The organism is Alkalidesulfovibrio alkalitolerans DSM 16529, from assembly GCF_000422245.1.
Lineage (GTDB): Bacteria > Desulfobacterota > Desulfovibrionia > Desulfovibrionales > Desulfovibrionaceae > Alkalidesulfovibrio > Alkalidesulfovibrio alkalitolerans.
Genome location: NZ_ATHI01000026.1, coordinates 170393 through 189481, shown reverse-complemented (window position 1 = coordinate 189481; position 19089 = coordinate 170393). Strand labels below are relative to the sequence as shown.

Genomic DNA, 19089 nt, shown 5'->3' with positions numbered 1-19089 from the left:
CGAATGGATGTGCGCGAAATACGCCACTCCGTTCTGGTATCAAGACGAATCCATCTTCAAGCGAGGGAAGTTCAGGCACAAGGAATTTCTCTGCCAGTGCGAACGGCAGTTTGAAAAATCGAAAGAGCTTTTCACCCGCCACTACAAAAACAATTACGACACGCCGCACCTCCCGCCAGGATGGATGCTCATCGAGATTACCACCCTCGGAACATGGTCGCGGCTCTACCAGGAATTGGCCGATCACCGTGACAAGCAAGAAATCGCGGCACGTTTCGGTCTCCCCAAGGTGATCATGGAAAGCTGGATACATTCTCTGAGCTATGTCAGAAATATCTGCGCTCACCATGGAAGACTCTGGAACAGAGTCCTCGGGGTCAGCCCTAAACAGATGCGAGGCGCATCTCCGAATTCCCTGACTGCGGAGGATAGGTTTTCCGCAGTGGCCTACATGATCCACCACCTGTTGATGACAATAAACAACGAAAACAAATGGATACATGATTTTCGCACACTTGCGAGCGGATTTGGCGACCAGCGGCATTTCAACATGGGTTTCAAGAGTGACTGGCAGGCCGATCCCTTCTGGGGGCTGTAGCCGCTCCGCTCGACATGGTCGCCAAACGTCACAGGATGCGCCGGAAATAGCCGCGCGGCCGCTTTTGACAGGACGGAAATCTCAGGCCGGAGGCTTCGCCGCCGGCTCTTTCATTTCCGCTTCGCAGGAATCCCTGGCCGCCCCTGGCAGGGTGATGGTGAAGACGCTGCCCTCGCCGGGCGTCGATTCCACGCCGATGGTTCCGCCGTGGGCCTGCACGGTCTGGCGGGCGATGAACAGCCCAAGTCCCGTGCCCCTGGAGCCCTTGGTCGAGAAAAAGACCGTGAAGAGCTTGTTCTTGGTCTCGGCAGGCATGCCCACGCCGTTGTCCGCGATGGAGAGCGCCAGCGCGCCGCTGTTCCTGCGCACGGCGAAGGTCACCTCGTGCTCGCGGCGCGAGGCGTCGGCCAGGCAGGCCTCCACCGCGTTCTCCAAAAGATTCACCAGAGCGGCGGAAAGCGCGCCCTCGTCGAGCATGAACGTGCCCAGGGAAGGCCCGAAATCGCGCACGAAGCCAACGCCGTGCGTCTCGGCCTTGGACTCGATGACGTCGGCCACGCGGGCCGCGAATTCAGCCACGTCCACCCGGGCCAGGTTGGGCTCGCGCTTCTTGGCGCAGTAGAGAATGTCGAGAACCATGCCCTTGACCCGGCCAAGGAGCGTGCGCACCTCGGCCCAGCCGTCCACGAGCCTTTCCCGATCGTCGCGCTTGATGCCCGAGTCCACCTTGTAGACCGCGCCGTCCAGGGCCGTGAGCAGCCCCTTGATGCCGTGCGAGAGCGAGGCCATGAGCATGCCCAGTTGCGTGAGGTGGTTTTCGAGCTGGCGGACCTCGGTGATGTCCGCGGCAAGCTCCATGACCTGCTCCACCTCGCCGTCCGGCCCCAGGATGGGCGCGGTGCGGATGAGCACGTGCAGCGGCTTTCCCTCGCGTGAGACAATGACCGCCTCGGCGCGGTGCGATTGACCATCGCGGAAGGTCGCCTGCACCGGGCATTCGGGGCAGCGGCTCGCGCTGCGTTTGAGGGCCTTGTGGCACAGCTCGCCCACATGGCCGCCGATCTCCTCCTTGAGACGTCGGTTGGCCGCCGTGATGACCAGATTCCTGTCCAGGACCGCGATGAAGCAGGGGGCCTCGTCGAAGAGAAGCTGGAACCGCAACTGCGAAGCGGCCAGTTCGTCGTGCAGCCGCCGCTGCAACTCCTCGGACTGGCGGGCGAGCTGCTCGCGCAGGCCGATCTTGGCCTCGGCGCGCCTGATGGCGATCTCCAGAACCTCGGCCCGCACGGGCTTGGCGATGAAGTCGCCCGCATCCAGGCGCAAGCCCTCGATGGCCAAATCGAGGTCCGCATGCCCGGTGATGATGATGACCTCGGTGCCGGGACGCTCGGCCTTGATTCGCCTGAGCAGATCGAGGCCGTCTACGCCGGGCATGCGCACGTCCGTGACCACGATGTCGGGGCGGCGCGCTTCGAACAGCGACAGGGCCTCGCGGCCGTCGCGGGCCTCGATGACCTCGTGGCCCAGGTCGGACAGGATCAACCCGAGCATCCTGCGAATGCCGTCCTCGTCGTCGGCAAGCAGCACCGTACGCGGCATGGAACTCCCTTTCGAGCAGTGATGGAGATCAGCGGCGCATGCCGCACGTCCTGTTTCTTTTACCCTACCCCGGTGCCCGAGGAAAGGCCACCGGCATGGGTCACCCCTCTGCCCTTGTCCCGGAAAGGAGCCTTTCGGCAGCCTCAAGAAGCGCCTCGGGCGTGGGCGGCTTCTCCACATAGGCTTCCGGAGCCCTCAGGCCGTCCGGCAGCGTGGCCCGCAGCATGGCCAGGGAATGGCCAAAAGCCTTGGGCGGCACGGCCGAGACGATGAGCACCGGAACGTCGCAAAGCCCGGGATCCTCGCGCAGCCCCCGGTACATGACGAGTCCGCCCTGGCCGGGCATCATCAGGTCCAGGGAGACGAGATCGGGTCTCGCCTCCCTGGCCTTGACCAGACCTTCGGCCCCGCTCGCGGCCGTGACCGTCCGAAAGCCCGCGGAACGGAACACGGCGGCGAGAAAGACCCGCAGATGCGGCTCGTCATCCACCACCAGAACCGTGCGCGCGGGGCCCTCGGCCATCGCTACTCGCCTTCCCCGGCCGGACGCACTCCGTAGGGCGTCACATCCACCTTGTCGGGATGGTTCACGCTGCACACCGGGCAGGCCGAGCGCAGCACGACCTGTTCCACGGTGCTGCCCAAAAGCGCCTGCTCGGGATCGACTTCGCGCGTGTGGTGGGCCAGCACGATGAGGTCGGCCTTGTGCTCGCGCGCGAACTTGAGGATCTCCACGTAGGGCATGCCCTCCCATATGTCGGCGGTGTAGTTGTCGAAGTCGCCCATCTTGGAGATGTACTTCTCCTCCATCTTCTTGCGCGCCTTGGCCACGCGCTCCTCCACCTCGCCCTGCGTGGGCGGGGTCAGCGCTGGCTCGGTCGAGAGGTCGATGCAGTGGAAGACGTGCAGCTTGCAGCCGATCTCCTTGGCCACGTTCAGGGCGAAGGCGAAGGCCGAGTCGCTGGCCTTGGTGAAGTCCACGCCGACCACGATGTTGGCGAAGTACGACCAGCAGGTCACGCAGGGCCGACTGACGATGAGCACCGGACACCGAGCAGCACGGGCCACGCGCTGCATGGTGCTGCCCGTGATGGCCCTGTGGCGCGTCGCTCCGATGTCTTCGGCCCGCGAGTGCGCGCCCATGATGATCATGTTCACGTCATCCTTGCGCGCCTTGCGCAGGATCTCGGTGGCCGGTTCGCCGGTCACCGCCTCGATGGCGATCTGGTCGTAGGTCGGCAGGAACTTCTCATACGTGTGCCGCATCTCCTCCACGACCAGCGCGGTGTAGTTCTCGTCCGGTTCCTCGATCTCGCCGGTGCGGATGTCGCGCACGAAGGTGCTGAAGCCGCGCGTGGGGATGCCGAAGACGTGAAACACCGACAACTGCGACTTGTTCTTCTTGGACAACTCGAAGGCCACTTTGGCCGCGTCGTCGCACGTGGGCGAAGCCGTTGTCGCGAAAAGGATCCTCTCGAACATAACTACCTCCTCAAGGCACATTCCATGGGGGTTCCGTGAAAGCCCAACTGCCACGCCATACCGTCGATGAACTCGAAGAGGGTGTGCCTCGTCTCGAATTCCATCTCTTCGAGCCTGTCGCCTAGCACCCTGTGTTTGAGACGGCCCAGCCGAACCGGCAGATCCACGATGGTCTTGACCGGATGGGCCTTCAATTCCACCTCCTCGCCGCCGCACACGCCCGTGAGGGCGGTATAGATCTCCAGGCGCGGCGGGCCTGGAAATCCGATCAACTCCACAACCTTGATCACGACGATTTCCTCGATGCCAAGGGGTTCCGGGCAGCGTCCGGGCCACTGGGCGTATTGCTCCATAAGCCCCGGCAGAAAGGGGCTGACGCGGACGAGCACCGGATGGCGCGCAAGCATGGCGAAGAAGTCGCGCAGCCGCGCGTCCGCGTCGAGGGCCAGGGCCGCGCCGAGCCAGGGCAGGGGATCGTCCCCCACGGCCCACCCTTCGGCTTCGAGCAGCCCGCCGCGCCTGAGCGTCACCTGTTCCATGCGCGTCTCCCTCTCCTTCACCTGGGCTCGCGGGCGGGAATTCCGACCACGAAAACCGCGCCGCCGCCCGGTGTGCTGAAGACCTCGATGCTTCCCCCGTGGGCCTCGGCGATTTGCTTGGCAGAGAGCAGGCCAAAGCCCGTTCCCCTGCTTCCCTTGGTGCTCAACGGCTCCGTGAATATGCGCCGCCGGATGGCCTCGCTCATGCCTGGGCCGTTATCCGCCACGCTGAACCACACGAACCCGTCTTCGCGCGAGGTAGTCAGGGCAACTCGTCGGGGACCCTGTTCAGACTCGGCGCAGGCGTCGATGGCGTTGGTCACGAGGTTCAGGAGACAGCGGTGCATGGCCTCGGCGTCAAAAAGAACTGGACCCGGTCCGGCTCCGCATTCAATCGAGAACGCTATGCCGCGTTCCTTGGCCGAAGACGCCATGAATTCCGCGACCTCGCGCGCCGTCCCGTCCGGGTCGTGAGTGCCGATGCAGAGCATGGTGCGGCCCGAAAGTCGCAAGAGTTCCATGGAAAGGTTCTTGATGCGCTGCACGCTCGCCTTGAGCATCTCCCATCCCTGGTCCAGGGATTCGGGCCGACAGGTGGTCCGCCCCTCCTCGATCATGAAGATGGCTCCCTCAAGGCCCGAGGCGATGTTCTTGATGGCGTGCGAGAGCCCAGCGGCGGTGCGACCCACGGCGGCGAAACGCTCCGCCGCGATCAGGTCGCGGGTCTTTTCCTCGACTAGGCGCTCCAGGTTCTCGGTATGCTCGCGGATCTGGCGGCGCATGGCGATTCGCTCCGCCGCGCGGGAAAGCGCGATCTTCAGGATTTCCTCGTTGACCGGCTTGGTCACGAAATCCGTGGCCTGGTGCTTGATGCTCTGGATGGCCAGGTCCACGTCGCCGTGGCCGGTGATCATGATCACTTCCGTGTCCGGCGAGAGTTCCTTGATGCGGCCGAGCACCTCGATACCGTCCATGCCCGGCATCTTGATGTCCGTAAGCACGATCTGAGGCCGCTCGCGCGCGAAAACCGCCAGCGCCTCCTCCCCGCCTCCGGCAGTGAAGACCGTGTATCCGGCGTCGCGCAAAGTCAGGCCGAGCATCTTGCGAATGCCCTCTTCGTCATCCACGAGCAGAATGTGTTCAACCATTGCCGTCCTCCGCCCGAGGCAGGCTGATGGTGAAGGCGGTTCCCCGACCCTCGGCCGAATCCACCTTGATGGAGCCTCCCATGTCCTGGATGATGCCGTAGCTGATGGAGAGTCCAAGCCCTGTTCCCTTGCCGACCTTCTTGGTAGTGAAGAACGGTTCGAAGATGCGCTCCATGACTCCCTTGGGGATGCCCGCGCCGTTGTCCGCCATGCGGATGACCACCTGGCCGTCCTCCTGCCTCGTCTCAAGCGTGATTCGCTTTCCTTCGTCTCCAGGCGGAGCTGCTGCCCATCGCTCCTCGATGGCGTCGCGGGCGTTGATGAGCAGGTTCACGAAGACCTGTTCGAGTCTTCCGGCGTCCGCCATGACGGGAGGCAGGTTCTCGGCCAGGTCGAAGACCACCTCGATCTCGCGCAGTTTGAGTTGTTGGCTGAAGATGTCCAGAGCCCGGCGCAGGATGTCATTGGCCTGCGCCGGCGAGAGCTGCATGTCGGGCTTGCGGCCGAACTCACGCAGATGGTTGATGATTCGCGATGCGCGGTCCACGTGCCCGTCCACCTCGCGCGCCAGGTCCGCAAGCAATTCCGGGGGCACTTCCTGGCCGCGTCCGACCCTGCCAAGGATGAACCCGCTGGCCGCCTTGATGACCGTGAGCGGCTGGTTCAGTTCGTGCGCCACGCCAGCGGCCATCTCGCCCAGAGTAGCCATCTTACCCGCCTGGATGAACTTCTGCTCGGTCTCCAAGCGCTTGGTGATGTCGCTCGTGGTCACCAGCCAGACCTTGTGTCCTCCGTACTCCGAGGGTGAGACGCGGATGGTCACGAAAATCCTGCGCCCCTCGGCGGCCATGTGCACCGCGCGGTCGATGACCTCGTGCTCACGGAGCTCGCGCGCGTAGCGCTCACGTTCCGAGGGCCTGAAAAGGTCCAGAAAGGAGGAACTCATAAGCCGTTCGCGCGTGATGCCGTAGACCGCCTCCACGCTCTGGTTGCAGTCGAGGATGTTCAGGGTCTCGTGGTCGAGGACGAAGACGGGATTTGGGATGTTGCTGAAGATGGCCTGGTATTTCTGCTCGGACTTGGTCAACTCGCGCTCCAACTCCTTGCGCGGGGTGATGTCCAGGCACATCTCCATGGCCGCCACGACTTCGCCCGCCTCGTTGGTGATGGGCGAGGTGGTGACCAGCCAGTGGCGCATGTTGCCGTCCTTGTCCGGACCGGATTCCTCGCTGGTGTGCGAGCGGTTGGTGGCGAAGGTCTGCTCCACAGGGCAGTCGGGACACTTGGACGTCCTGTTTTTATAGGCGTGGTAGCAAAAGTCGCCGGGCCTGGGCTTGAACTTCTCGGCAAACTCGCGGTTGTAGCGGATGAGGCGGTAGTTGCGGTCCTGCACGGTGATGATGCAGGGCACGCGGGCGAAGAGGTTCTGATACTCGTCGCGCTGCCGGTTGAGTTCGGCCTGCTTGGCCGCGATGGCCCGCCCCATGCTGGTGATGGACGAGGCCAAAAGGCCCACCTCGTCGTCCTGCCGCACGTCGATGTCGGGGTTGGGTTCGCCGCGCGCGATAAGGCGCGTTCCGCGCACCAGTTCCATGATCGGCTTCCTGATGACCTTGACCATGAAGACGTAGATGGCCCCGCTGATGACGATGAAGATGAAGGCGGTGAAGAACATCAGCCGACGTTCCAGGGTGATGATCTCGCCGTCCGTCCGGGCGAGGGAGACGACGAAGTCGATGGCTCCCAAAACCTGCTTCTCGGGCGGATGGAAATGGCATTCGCCCACGCATCCGGGCTCGTTGTGGATCGGCGCGATGATGCCAAGCCGCCGGAACCCGTCGGGGCCCTCGAAGAGGCGAGTGCGCTCGGACAATTCCAGGTTCACGAGCGGAGGCTCCACGCGGTGGCAAACGAAGCAGGCCTCGTCGCGGATGTTGGTCACGGAGTCCACCTCGGCCTGGTTGTTGGAAAATTTGATCTGCCCTTCCTTGTTATAGATGCGTAGGCTCTCGATGCCCTCCTGGCTGCCGATGTTGGTGATGATCTGGGTGATGTCGTCGCGCGAGTTGAGCATCATGGCGTAGTGCGTGCCAAGCTTGATGGTCGTGGAAAGCTTGTCGCCCTGCGCCAGAAGGTTCTTCATCAGATAGTCCCTGTGGTTGGCGATGGCGAAGTAGGACAGGGCCGTGATCCCGACGAGCAGAATACCGCCGATGAGCACGATCAACTTTCCGGTGAGGCTTCGCGTCACGGAGACCATGTCCCGACCGCCTTTTCCCGTCACTTCCGCCGCCTCGCATGGGGCACGACGATTTTTTCGCCCATGTGGTACGGGTTGGAACGTTTTCTGTAAGAACAGCATTATGTGTGCCAACAAAACATCCTGTCTTTTCAGGGGAGTTGCCCATGACAACCACGAATGCGTCCCGAAACGGGCGCGAAACGAGCCCGGACAAAAACAAGGATGAAAAGGCGTCCGAAACGGTCCGCGCCGACTTGTCCCGGGGACCGGTATGGGGTAACCTGCACGGCAACCTCAAAGCGAAGAGCCTCCCGGAGGCCGCCATGGGACTGCACATCGAAATTCCATGCGAATCCATCATGGAGAGCATCGCCGACGGCGTGTTCACCGTGGATCGGGAATGGACCGTGACCTTCTTCAACAGGGCCGCCGAGGAGATCACCGGGGTGCCGCGCGACGAGGCCGTAGGCCGCAAGTGCTGGGAGGTCTTCCGCTCCAGCATCTGCGACGGGTCGTGCGCCCTGGAGCACAGCATCCATAACGACAGGACTCTTTCCAACAAATCCATCTTCATTCTCAGGCCCGACGGCAGCAAGGTCTCGGTGAGCATCAGCGCCTCGCCGCTACGCAATGAAGCAGGCGAGATCGTGGGCGGGGTGGAGACCTTCCGCGACATCACGGCCATCAAGCTCATGCGCCAGAAGCTCGAAGGGCTCTACACGCTCGAAGACATCATCACCAAAAGTCAGTCCCTGATCCGCGTCCTGCAGATCCTGCCCCAGATCGCGGCCAGCGACTCCACGGTGCTCATCCTGGGCGAATCGGGTACGGGCAAGGAACTCTTCGCGCGCGCCCTGCACAACCTCAGCCGCTTCAGGAAAGGCCCCTTCACGGCAGTGAACTGCGGCGCGCTGCCCGATACCCTGCTCGAATCCGAACTCTTCGGATACAAGGCAGGAGCCTTCACCGACGCCAAGACCGACAAGCCGGGCCGCTTCCATGCCGCCCAGGACGGAACAATACTGCTCGACGAGATCGGCGACATGCCCCTGCCCTTGCAGGTCAAAATCCTGCGCGTGCTCCAGGAGCGCACCTACGAGCCACTGGGTTCAGTCAAGAGCATTTCCACCAACGCCCGCGTCATCGCGGCCACCAACCGCGACCTGCAGGCCCTGGTGGAGCAGGGACGCTTCCGCGACGACCTCTTCTACCGGCTGAACGTTGTCCAACTCCGTCTGCCGCCGCTTCGCGAACGCCCCGAGGACATCCCCCTGCTCATCAGCCACTTCATCAACCGCCACAACTGTCTCACGGGCAAGAGCATCCAAGGGGTCTCCGAAGACGTCTTCCAGATGCTCCTCAGACACCCCTTCCCCGGTAACGTCCGCGAACTCGAGAACATCATCGAATACGCCTTCATCCTCTGCCAAGACGGCTACATCCAGGCCGAGCATCTGCCCGAGAACCTCCATCCGCGCGAGGAGCCGCGCCTGTCGCGCGGCAGGCGCTGCACGCTTCGCGACATCAAGTACGCCGCAGCCGTGGAGGCCGTGCAACGCCACAAGGGCAAAAAAATGGCCGCCTGCCGCGAACTCGACATTTCAAAGGACACCCTGCGCAGAATTCTCTCCGGTGGCGCGCAGGCGGACGAATAACGCGTCCTTCTCCCCTTCCGGGGGGCGTACTTTTCGCCCCCCGCGCAGGGCGCAAGTCTCTTCCGGTATCATAACAATCCGTCATCACTTCGCTTTTTATCTGGTACGCCCCATGCTTAGACAAGGACCGTCGGCACGCACGGCCTCGACTCCGAGGCATGGTCCCGCCGCGTGCGCCGGGCGGGACCGGAACCGGAACCAAGGGCACGAGCAAAGGAGCGCGTATGCAGAACAGGGCGTCGTGGGACTGGGAGTCCGGAAGCCGCATCGTCGCGGACTTGCGGGACTGCTCGTCTACCGCACAATGGGTCGAGGAACCCCACGTTTCGCCGGACGGCGAACGTTTCGCCGCCGTGGCCTGCGTGGGGGAGGCCGAATTCACGCTCTGCGTGAACGGCCAGATGTGGGAAAACGTCTTCGAGAAAGTCTGGTACCCACGCTATTCACCTGACGGACGCCTCACGGCCCTGGCTCAGAGTGACGGCGAGTGGACCGTGGCCGTGGACGACACGCCCTGGGACGAGACGCATAGCTACGTCTGGGGCACACGCTTCAGCAAGGATGGGTCGGTCATCGCGGCTTGCGTGCAGCAAGACGGCGAGTACGGCATGGTCGTGGATGGCGCGATATGGGAGACGCTGCACGAGAACGCCACGGACTTCGTCCTCAGCGAGGACGGCGGCTCGAGCGCGGCCTCGGTGCAGGTCAAATCCCTGGGCCAAGCCGACATCTTCACGTTTCAGGAGGGTGTCTACAGCATCGCGGTCAATGGCGAGGCTTGGCCCCGCCCCTTCGTCAACGCCTGGAACCCGGCCTTCGATTCGACGGCTTCGCGCGTGGCCGCGGCCGTGCGCCACTCCCTCTACGAATACGGCATCGCCGTGGACGGCGTGCCCTGGAAGGGCACCTACGCCTGCGTCTGGGAGCCGACCTTCAACCCCGCCACCGGGCAGGTCAACGCGCCGGTGCGCATCAAGGGCGCCTGGGGCCTGGCCGTGGACGACCACGTCGCCTGGGCTCCCGTCTATTCGCAGTTGTGGCACGTGACCTTCTCCGAGGACGGCCGGACCACGGCGGCCATCGTGGCCCCGAGCTTTGGCGCGTTTACCGTGGCCGTGAATGGAGCACCGTGGAGCGCCACCTTCCCTGTGGTCACCGATCTCGTGGTGGCCAAAAACGGCCGCGCGGCCTGCCTGACCAGCGAGAACAACACTCGGTTCGCGGTCTGTGTGGACGGCAAGGCCTGGGGCGGCCGCTACGACATGGCCTTTGCGCCCGTCTTCTCCGACGACGGCGCGCACGTCGCCGCCGTGGTGGAAAAGAACGGCAAACGCACCGTGGTCCTCGACGACATGGTCTACAAGGAGTGGTTCGACCACGCCTTCACCCCGGTCTTCTCCCCCGACGGCCGCAAGGTGCTCATCCGGGGCATCTCCGGCGGAAAATGCATGCGCGTCGTGGCCTCGCCGGACGCGTTCCACGCCTGAAGGAGGCTGCCATGCGAGAACTCTATGAATTCGCCGTCGGCCCGCTGGCCTGGGGCGCCTTCGCCGTCTTCTTCCTGGGCTCGATCGCGCGCCTTGTGGCCATGTACAGCCTGGCCAAGAAAAAAGACGCGCCCTTCCTGAGCTACATGAGTTGGCGCTACGGTCTTCGCTCCATCGGCCACTGGCTCGTGCCCTTCGGCTCACTCGGCTGGAAAGAGAATCCGGCGCTGACCGTGGTCACCTTCATCTTTCACATCTGCCTGATCGTAACGCCAATCTTCCTGCTGGCCCACGTGGTGCTGCTCGACCTCTACCACGGCATCGAATACCCCACGCTGCCCGAGGCGGTAACCGACGTCATGACCATGCTGGTCGTGGCGGCCTGCATCTTCTTCGCGGCCCGCCGCTTCTTCAACCGCACCGTGCGCTACGTGACCTCCACCCAGGACTGGATCGTGCTCGCCGTGGTCTTCCTGCCTTTCGCCACGGGCCTTTTGGCCTACCACCAGGTAGGGCCGCCGCTGACCATGGCCACGCTGCACATCCTCTCGGCCGAACTCATGCTTGTGGCCATTCCCTTCACCCGGCTCTCACACATGATCTTCGGTCTCTTCACCCGCGCTTACATGGGCTCGGAATTCGGCGGAGTCCGCCACGCCAAGGACTGGTAACGGGAGGCAGCCATGGGCATCGAAACCAGACGAATAGAGGACGCGGGGCTCGCGCGGGGCATTGAGCGCCTGACCCCGGACCGGATAGCCGAAACCTTTCAGGCATTGCTCGCCGGAGAGACCGGCGCACGCCTGAAAACCTACGTCGAAACCTGCGTGCGCTGCGGCATGTGCGCGCCCGCCTGCCACTACTGCATTTCCCACGACGGCGACCCGAGCTATTCGCCCGTGGGCAAGGTGCGGCAGACCATGTGGGAACTTCTGCGCCAGGGAGGCCGCGTGGAGCCGCGCTTCCTGGCCGACTGCGCCCAGATCGCCTACACCGAGTGCAACCTGTGCCGCCGCTGCATGCACTACTGTCCCCTGGGCATCGACACGGCCTACATCATGACCGTGGTGCGGCGGCTGTGCTCCAAACTCGGCATGACTCCCATGTACATCCAGGACACCACGCACAGCCACTCGGCCGTCTTGAACCAGATGTGGGTCAAGGACGACGAATGGACCGACAGCCTGCAATGGCAGGAGGACGAAGCCAGAGCCGAGTTCCCTGATCTGCGCATCCCCCTGGAGACTGAGGGAGTGGACTTCATGTACTCGGTCATCGCGCCCGAGCCCAAGTTCCGCACCCAGCTCATCTACCAGGCCGCGGCCATTTTCCACAACGCCGGATGCAGTTGGACCATGCCCGCCACCCCAGGCTGGGACAACAGCAACATGGCCATGTTCTCGGGTGACTTCGAGATCATGGGCCGGGTGGAACGCTATCACTTCGAGACCGCGCAAAGGTTGCGCGTCAAGCGCATTGTCATGGGCGAATGCGGCCACGCCTTCCGCGCGGTCTACGACGTGGGCAACCGCTGGCTGGGCTGGAAAATGCACCCGGTGCCGGTGGTCCATTCCATCGAGTTCTTCTGGGAACTCCTGGACCAGGGCAAAATCCGCATCGCGCAGAAACAGCCCGGCCCCGTGACCATCCATGATCCCTGCAACGTCATTCGCGGACGCGGCCTGATGGACAAGCTGCGCGAGGTGGTCCATGCCCTGTACGACAACGTGGTGGAGATGACCCCCAACCGCGAGCACAACCTGTGCTGCTGCGCGGGGGGCGGCGTCATCAACTGCGGCCCGCCGTTCAAGAACGTGCGCATTGTGGGCAACAAGGCCAAGGCCGACCAACTCAAGGCCACCGGCGTGGAAACGGTCATCGCGCCCTGTCACAACTGCCATGGCGGACTCGAAGACATCATCCACCACTTCAAGCTGGGCATGAAAATCAAGTTCCTTGGTGATGTTATCTACGCCAACATGGAGCGGCCGGCCGAGGCCTAGGCCTCGCGGGCCTGGAAAACCCTGCGCGGCGAACCCGAGGAGGAAAAGCCATGCAACATATGAGGTTTTTCGCGGTGGCGGCGCTCCTGGCCGGTCTGGCCTGGGCGCTTCCGGCGCTCTCCCAGGACGAGATGGAGCGGGTGCCAAACACCGTCTTCCCCTCTCCGCAACGGTCCGAGGCCACGTTCAAGCACGACGAGCACAACGACAAGGCCGGGCTCTTCGAGTGCGGGGTGTGCCACCACGGCGAAACGGACGGCAAGGCAGATCCGACCTTCGAGACGCCGGGCCAGCCCTGCGTCGAGTGCCACCCCGTGGAAGGCGCGCCGGGCAGGACGCCGCTGATGCGGGCCTACCACCGGCAATGCGTGGGCTGCCACCACGATGCGGGCAATGGGCCGCTGACCTGCGGCGAGTGCCACAACTGATCAAGCCACAAGGAGGCGCTACATGGCCAAGAAGATAATGGTCGTGGACGACGATCCGGCCATCGTGGAGTATCTGACCACGCTCTTTGCCGACAACGGTTACGAAACGTGCAGCGCTCCCGACGGCGAGGCCGCCATGGACATCCTGGAGCGCGAGAGGCCGGACCTGATCACCCTGGACCTGGAGATGCCCAACGAATGGGGGCCGCGCTTTTTCCGCAAGTTCTCCCAGAAGGCGGAATTCAAGGATACGCCAGTGATCGTCATCAGCGGGCTGTCCGGCATCCACTTGGCCATCCGCAGGGCCGTTGCGACCATCAACAAACCTTTCGAACCCGAGCATGTGCTCAGGATCGTGGAGCAGACCATCGGCAAATAGGTAATGCGGCGGCGGTCTTTTGCGAGCACGGCCAACGGGATAATGGGCGCGTTTCACGCCCGCGTTCAAGACAAACGGACGAGGAACGCGCCCATCCCAACCCAGCCGGACCGAAAAGGGGAGCCATGAACCTGTGCCTCGCCACATACGGCAACCGCCTCGCGGCGCTGCTCGAAAACGCCGCCGAACTCCATTTCTTCCAGGTCCGGGGCCACGCGGCGACGCCCAAGGGATACAGCCCCATGCCCGGCGGCGGCCCCGCCAACCTTCTCTTGACCCTGCACTGCTTCGGCATCGACACCCTTGTCTGCGGAGGCGTTTCGCCACACTACCTCGAAGCGTTGCACGGGGGTGGGATCAAGGTCCACGCCTGGCTCGGCGGCGAGACGCCGGAAGTGCTCAGGGCCTTCACCGAGGGCGGGCTCGACGCCCTGCGCCTGCCCGGCGCGCCGAAGGCACCCGGACAACGATCCTAGTCGGCCAAACCGGGCCACCCAGGCCCGCACGCCACCCACCCCAAGGCCGCGCCCGACGAATAACGCGCGGACTTCATCCGGAATTCCCCCCACCTCGCCCGCAGCAAAAACCGGGGACGCCCCGAAGGGCGTCCCCGTTGGCGTAAGATGGCGTGGACCGGCTATTTCACCAGCTTCTGCTTGCCGGAGATCAGGTCCGGGATGACCGACGGATCGGCCAGAGTCGAGGTGTCGCCGAAGTCCTCCGCGCCCGTGGAGCCGGCCGCGATCTTCCGAAGCACGCGGCGCATGATCTTGCCCGAGCGGGTCTTGGGCAGGCCTTCCGCGAACTGGATGACCTCGGGCGTGGCGATGGGGCCGATCTCGTGCCGCACCCAGCCCTTGAGCGCCTTGCGCAGATCCTCGGACTCGTCCACGCCCGCCTTGAGCGTGACGTAGGCGTAGATGGCCTGGCCCTTGATCTCGTGGGGCATGCCCACGACCGCGGCCTCGGCCACGGATTCGTGCGCCACCAGGGCGGACTCGATCTCGGCCGTGCCCATGCGATGGCCCGAGACGTTGATCACGTCGTCCAGACGGCCCATGATCCAGAAGTAGCCGTCCTTGTCCCTGCGCGCGCCGTCGCCGGATTCGTACATGCCCGCGAAACGCTCGAAGTAGGTCTTCTTGAAGCGCTCGGGGTCGCCGAACACGCCGCGCAGCATGCCGGGCCAGGGCCGCTTGACCACCAGGTGCCCACCCTCGCCGGGCTCGGCATCCGAGCCGTCGGCGCGCACGATGGCCGCCTCGATGCCGGGCATGGGCCGCGTGGCCGAGCCGGGCTTGAGCGGCGTGGCGTAGGGCAGCGCGCTGATCAAGATGCCGCCGGTCTCGGTCTGCCACCAGGTGTCCACGATGGGCAGCCTGCTCTTGCCCACGTGCTCGTGATACCACATCCAGGCCTCGGGGTTGATGGGCTCGCCCACGCTGCCAAGGACCCTGAGCGAGGACATGTCGTTGGCGTCGCACCACTGCGCGCCCTCGCGCATCAAGGCGCGGATGACCGTGGGCGCGGTGTAGAAGATGTTGACCTTGAACTTGTCCACGATCTTCCAGAAACGGTCGGGCTTGGGCCAGGAGGGCACGCCCTCGAACATCAGCGAGGTGGCGCCAAGTGCCAGGGGCCCATAGACGATGTAAGTGTGGCCGGTGATCCAGCCGCAGTCGGCCGTGCACCAGTACACGTCGTCGTCGTGCACGTCGAAGACGAGCTGCGTCGTGTGTGCGGCGTAGGTCAGATAGCCGCCCGTGGTGTGCACCACGCCCTTGGGCTTGCCCGTGGAGCCGGAGGTGTAGAGGATGAACAGCGTGTCCTCGGCCTCCATGGGCTCGCAGGGGCATTCGCCCTGCACGTCGGGCGCGGCCATCTGCTCGTGCCACCACGTGTCGCGGCCCTCGGTCATCTTGATCTCGTTGCCCGCGCGGCGCACGACCACGCACTGCTCCACGCTGGGGCAGGTGGCCAGGGCCTCGTCGGCGTTGGGCTTGAGCGAGATGGTGCGGCCCGCGCGCAGGACGGCGTCGGCCGTGACCAGCACCTTGGCCTCGGAGTCCTGGATGCGGCTTTGCAGCGACAGCGCGGAGAAGCCCGCGAAAACCACGGAATGCATGGCCCCGATGCGGGCGCAGGCCAGCATGGCGATGGCCAGCTCCGGAATCATGGGCAGATAAATGGAGACGCGGTCGCCCTTTTTGACGCCCATCTTGCGCAGCACGTTGGCGAAGCGGCAGACCTCGGTGTGCAGCATCTGGTAGGTGTAGACCTTGACGTCTTCCTCGGGCTCGCCCTGCCAGATGATGGCGGCCTTGTTGCGGCGGCCGTTGGTCAGATGCCTGTCGAGGCAGTTGTGGGCCACGTTCAGTGTGCCGCCGGAGAACCACTTGATCTCGGGCTTGTGGAAGTCGGCGTCCAAAACGCGGGTGAAGGGCGAAAACCAGTCCAATAGCTCGGTGGCGCGCTCGCCCCAGTAGCCCTCGGGATCGTCGGAAGCGCGCTTGTGCAGGGCCTCGTACTCCTCCATGCTCTTGACGAAGGCATTCGCGCGCCCTTCCTCGGGCGGCTGGAAGAGACGCTCCTCGTGCATCATGCTTTCAATGGTGGACTGTTCGCTCATGCCGTCACCTCGCATACGGTTTTTTCCGGACCGCCGAGACCGGAAGCGGGCGGCCCGAAGTGGGCGGGTCAAGGTCCAAGTCTATACCTTTCGGGGAATTTCATTCCAGACCTTTTTTTGGTAAACGGTCGAAAAGGGCCCCGTGAACGGCGCGGGACCTCGAAGCACTCGCCAAGCGGAGCCCACATGAGCCTCTCCAATCTCGACGCCCTGTTCAAGCCGAGCGCCGTCACGGTCGTCGGCGCCTCCAGCGATCCCGGAAACGCAGGGTTCCTGGCCATGCGCAACCTTCTCGCGGGCGGCTTCAAGGGACCGGTCATGCCCATCACCCGTACGGCCAAAGCCGTGTCCGGCGTGCTGACCTACGAGAGCGTGGAGGCCTTGCCCATGCCGCCGGACCTGGCCCTGATCTGCTCTCCCGCGGCCCAGGCGCCGGGACTCTTGCGTCGCCTGGGCGACAAGGGCGCACGCGCAGCCGCCCTGCTCGGCCCCGGCTTCGGGGCCTTGAGCCCCCACGCGCGCGAGGACCTCAAGAACGACGTGCTGACCGCGGCCCGCGAATACGGCATGCGCATCCTGGGGCCGGGGTGCCTGGGCCTGATCGTGCCCGGCTCGGGGCTGAACGCCTCCCTGGCCGAGGAGACCGCCCTGCCCGGCCGCATCGCCTTCGTCACCCAGTCCGACTCGCTGTTCACCATGGTCCTGGACTGGGCCAAGGCCAACCAGATCGGCTTTTCGCACTTCATCTCCCTGGGCGATCAGATCGACGTGGACTTCGCCTCGGTCATCGACTGGCTCGGCTCGGACCCCAACGTGCGCTCCATCCTGCTCTACGTGGAGTCCGTGCAGGCCGCGCGGCGCTTCATGTCCGCCGCGCGCGCGGGCGCGCGCAACAAGCCCGTGCTGGTCATGAAGCCCGAGGACGTCTTCGCCCAGGACACGAGCGAGGACAACTGCCTGTTCTCCCTGGACGACGAGTCCGACGCCATCTACGACGTGGCCTTCCGCCGCGCGGGCATCGTGCGCGTGCCCGACATCGACTCGCTGTTCGACGGCGCGCGCACCCTGGCCCGCGCCCTGCCGCTGCACGGCGACGCCTTGGCCATCCTGACCAACGGCCGCTCCACCGGCCTTTTGGCGGCCGACGCCTGCCTCAAGGGCGGCGCGCCCCTGGCCTGCGTGGGCCCGGAGACGGCCGCCGAGATCGAGAAGGTGGTGCGCCGCGACCGCGCGGGCGACAATCCCGTGGTCCTGCCCTACAACGCCGACGCGCGCATGTACGCCGACGCCCTCTCGCTGCTGGTCAAGGACAAGGGCGTCAACGCCGTTCTCGTGGCGCACGTGCCCTTCGCCGGGGTCAAGGGCGAGGAAGTGGCCCGCTCCGTGGCCGAGATGGCCTCGCGCACCAAGCGTCCGGTGCTGGCCTGCTGGTCGGGCGCGAACCGCTCGCGCGAAGCCAGGGCCATCTTGCAGGAGGAGGGCGTGCCCACCTTCGAGACCACGGACCAGGCCATGCACGCCTTCCTGCACATGGTGCATTACCGGCGCAACCAGGAAATGCTCATGGAGACGCCGGACTCGCTGCCGCGCGACTTCTTCCCGGACACCACGCACGCGCGCGAGGTGGTGCGAAAAGCCCTGGCCGAGGAACGCGCGCGGCTGACCGATCCCGAGACCAAGGAGCTGCTCACGGCCTACGGCGTGCCCATGGTCGAGACGCGCGTGGTCAAGAGCGCGCGCGAGGCCGTGCTCGCGGCCGAGGAGCTGGGCTATCCCGTGGCGCTCAAGGTGCGCTCGCCCGAGGTCAGGCAGCCCTTCGAGATGGGCGGCGTGGCCCTGGACCTGGAGACGCCCGAGCAGGTCTGGGACGCGGCCGCGCACGTGGCCCATCGCCTGCACCGCCACATGCCCACGGCCCACATCAGCGGCTTCACCGTGCAGCAGATGGGGCGGCGGCCCGGCGCGCACGAGCTGTACATCGGCATGTATGTGGACCCGGTCTTCGGCCCCACCGTCCGTTTTGGCCACGGCGGCCTGGCCTCGCGGGTCATCAAGGATTTCGCCGTGTCGCTGCCGCCGCTGAACATGGCCCTGGCCCAGGACGTCATCGACCGCACGCGCATCTCGCGCCTCTTGAAGACCACGGACACCGCGCGGCAGGTGGACCTCGACGACGTCTGCCTGACGCTCATCCAGGTCACGCAGCTCATCATCGACGTGCCGCAGATCGCGGCCCTGGAGATCAACCCGCTGTTCGCGGACGACAAGGGCGTGCTGGCGCTCTCGGCGCAGGTCTGGGTGGCGCCCTACGAGGGCGAGGGCGCGGACAGGCTGGCCATCCGGCCCTATCCGAGCGAGCTTGAGGAGTGCGTGACGCTGAAGGACGGCCAGCGGGTCACGCTGCGGCCCATCCGGCCCGAGGATGCGCCCGCGCACCTGGAGTTCGTGCGCAACCTGGACAAGGACGACCTGCGACTTCGGTTCTTTGGGGTGGTGCAGAACTTCGAGTTCTCGGACATGCCCAAGTTCACGCAGATCGACTACGACCGCGAGATGGCCTTCATCGCCTCAACGGAGGTGCGGGGCACGCCGAAGACGCTGGGCGTGGTGCGCACGAGCACCAAGCCGGACAACTCCGAGGCGGAGTTCGCGATCATTGTGGCCACGGACATGAAGGGGCAGGGGCTCGGGTCGCTGCTGATGGAGAAGATCATCCGCTACACCAAGGCGCGCGGCACCACCTGGCTCACGGCCGAGACCCTGCCGGAGAACAAGGGCATGGTCGGCCTGGCCAAGAAGTTCGGCTTCGAGATCAACGTGATCTACGAGGACGACTTGGTGAAAATGCGGCTGCGGATGAATTAAGCGGACATGAGGGGACATGGGGAGACAGCCCCCTT

Annotated in this window: 16 protein-coding genes; 9 read left to right on the top strand and 7 right to left on the bottom strand. The window is 64.8% G+C overall.

Annotated elements, in window-relative coordinates; all coding sequences use genetic code 11:
- Positions 1 to 7: 7 nt before the first annotated feature.
- The gene (locus tag DSAT_RS08395; RefSeq protein WP_020887067.1) at positions 8 to 598 is read left to right on the top strand and encodes an Abi family protein; all 591 of its coding nucleotides are present in this window, start codon (positions 8 to 10) and stop codon (positions 596 to 598) included.
- An 81-nt stretch (positions 599 to 679) separates the two neighbouring features.
- On the opposite strand, the gene DSAT_RS08390 is transcribed toward DSAT_RS08395, so the two are convergent.
- The 6 genes from DSAT_RS08390 to DSAT_RS08365 all read right to left on the bottom strand — a co-directional run bounded on the left by DSAT_RS08390 (position 680) and on the right by DSAT_RS08365 (position 7650).
- Complete coding sequence (locus DSAT_RS08390; protein WP_020887066.1) at positions 680 to 2197, bottom strand: hybrid sensor histidine kinase/response regulator; 1518 nt, start codon at positions 2195 to 2197, stop codon at positions 680 to 682.
- A gap of 100 nt (positions 2198 to 2297) precedes the next feature.
- A complete protein-coding gene (locus DSAT_RS08385; protein ID WP_020887065.1) occupies positions 2298 to 2720 on the bottom strand; it encodes a response regulator in 423 nt (140 codons plus the stop codon).
- A 2-nt stretch (positions 2721 to 2722) separates the two neighbouring features.
- Positions 2723 to 3679, bottom strand: a complete 957-nt coding sequence (locus DSAT_RS08380) for a universal stress protein (RefSeq protein ID WP_020887064.1) — start codon at positions 3677 to 3679, stop codon at positions 2723 to 2725.
- A gap of 2 nt (positions 3680 to 3681) precedes the next feature.
- Positions 3682 to 4218, bottom strand: a complete 537-nt coding sequence (locus DSAT_RS08375) for a hypothetical protein (protein ID WP_020887063.1) — start codon at positions 4216 to 4218, stop codon at positions 3682 to 3684.
- A gap of 17 nt (positions 4219 to 4235) precedes the next feature.
- Positions 4236 to 5366, bottom strand: a complete 1131-nt coding sequence (locus tag DSAT_RS08370) for a sensor histidine kinase (protein ID WP_020887062.1) — start codon at positions 5364 to 5366, stop codon at positions 4236 to 4238.
- Positions 5359 to 7650, bottom strand: coding sequence for a PAS domain S-box protein (locus DSAT_RS08365; protein ID WP_201764135.1), 2292 nt, complete (start codon positions 7648 to 7650; stop codon positions 5359 to 5361). Before DSAT_RS08365 ends, DSAT_RS08370 begins: the two co-directional genes overlap by 8 nt.
- A gap of 281 nt (positions 7651 to 7931) precedes the next feature.
- On the opposite strand from DSAT_RS08365, the gene DSAT_RS08360 reads away from it, so the two are divergent.
- The 7 genes from DSAT_RS08360 to DSAT_RS08330 all read left to right on the top strand — a co-directional run bounded on the left by DSAT_RS08360 (position 7932) and on the right by DSAT_RS08330 (position 14036).
- Positions 7932 to 9263 (top strand): sigma-54 interaction domain-containing protein, encoded by a 1332-nt coding sequence (locus tag DSAT_RS08360; protein ID WP_040371075.1) that lies wholly within the window; start codon positions 7932 to 7934, stop codon positions 9261 to 9263.
- A 224-nt stretch (positions 9264 to 9487) separates the two neighbouring features.
- Entirely contained in the window at positions 9488 to 10750 is a 1263-nt protein-coding gene (gene tmcD / locus DSAT_RS08355) for an electron transfer complex subunit TmcD (RefSeq protein WP_020887059.1), read from the top strand.
- Positions 10751 to 10761: 11 nt separating this feature from the next.
- A complete protein-coding gene (gene tmcC / locus DSAT_RS08350; protein ID WP_020887058.1) occupies positions 10762 to 11421 on the top strand; it encodes a TmcC family electron transfer complex membrane anchor subunit in 660 nt (219 codons plus the stop codon).
- Between the two features lie 12 nt (positions 11422 to 11433).
- Entirely contained in the window at positions 11434 to 12753 is a 1320-nt protein-coding gene (gene tmcB, locus DSAT_RS08345; RefSeq protein WP_020887057.1) for an electron transfer complex ferredoxin TmcB, read from the top strand.
- Between the two features lie 50 nt (positions 12754 to 12803).
- Positions 12804 to 13181 (top strand): acidic tetraheme cytochrome c3 TmcA, encoded by a 378-nt coding sequence (gene tmcA, locus DSAT_RS08340; RefSeq protein ID WP_020887056.1) that lies wholly within the window; start codon positions 12804 to 12806, stop codon positions 13179 to 13181.
- Positions 13182 to 13203: 22 nt separating this feature from the next.
- On the top strand, positions 13204 to 13560 hold the full coding sequence (gene divK / locus DSAT_RS08335; protein ID WP_020887055.1) for a DVU0259 family response regulator domain-containing protein: 357 nt from the start codon (positions 13204 to 13206) through the stop codon (positions 13558 to 13560).
- 125 nt (positions 13561 to 13685) lie between these two features.
- The gene (locus DSAT_RS08330) at positions 13686 to 14036 is read left to right on the top strand and encodes a NifB/NifX family molybdenum-iron cluster-binding protein (protein ID WP_020887054.1); all 351 of its coding nucleotides are present in this window, start codon (positions 13686 to 13688) and stop codon (positions 14034 to 14036) included.
- A 161-nt stretch (positions 14037 to 14197) separates the two neighbouring features.
- Here DSAT_RS08330 and acs read toward each other — a convergent pair whose 3' ends face one another.
- Entirely contained in the window at positions 14198 to 16189 is a 1992-nt protein-coding gene (acs, locus tag DSAT_RS08325) for an acetate--CoA ligase (protein ID WP_020887053.1), read from the bottom strand.
- A 186-nt stretch (positions 16190 to 16375) separates the two neighbouring features.
- Here acs and DSAT_RS08320 point away from each other — a divergent pair, with 186 nt between their 5' ends.
- Positions 16376 to 19054, top strand: coding sequence for a bifunctional acetate--CoA ligase family protein/GNAT family N-acetyltransferase (locus DSAT_RS08320; RefSeq protein ID WP_020887052.1), 2679 nt, complete (start codon positions 16376 to 16378; stop codon positions 19052 to 19054).
- Positions 19055 to 19089: the final 35 nt, after the last annotated feature.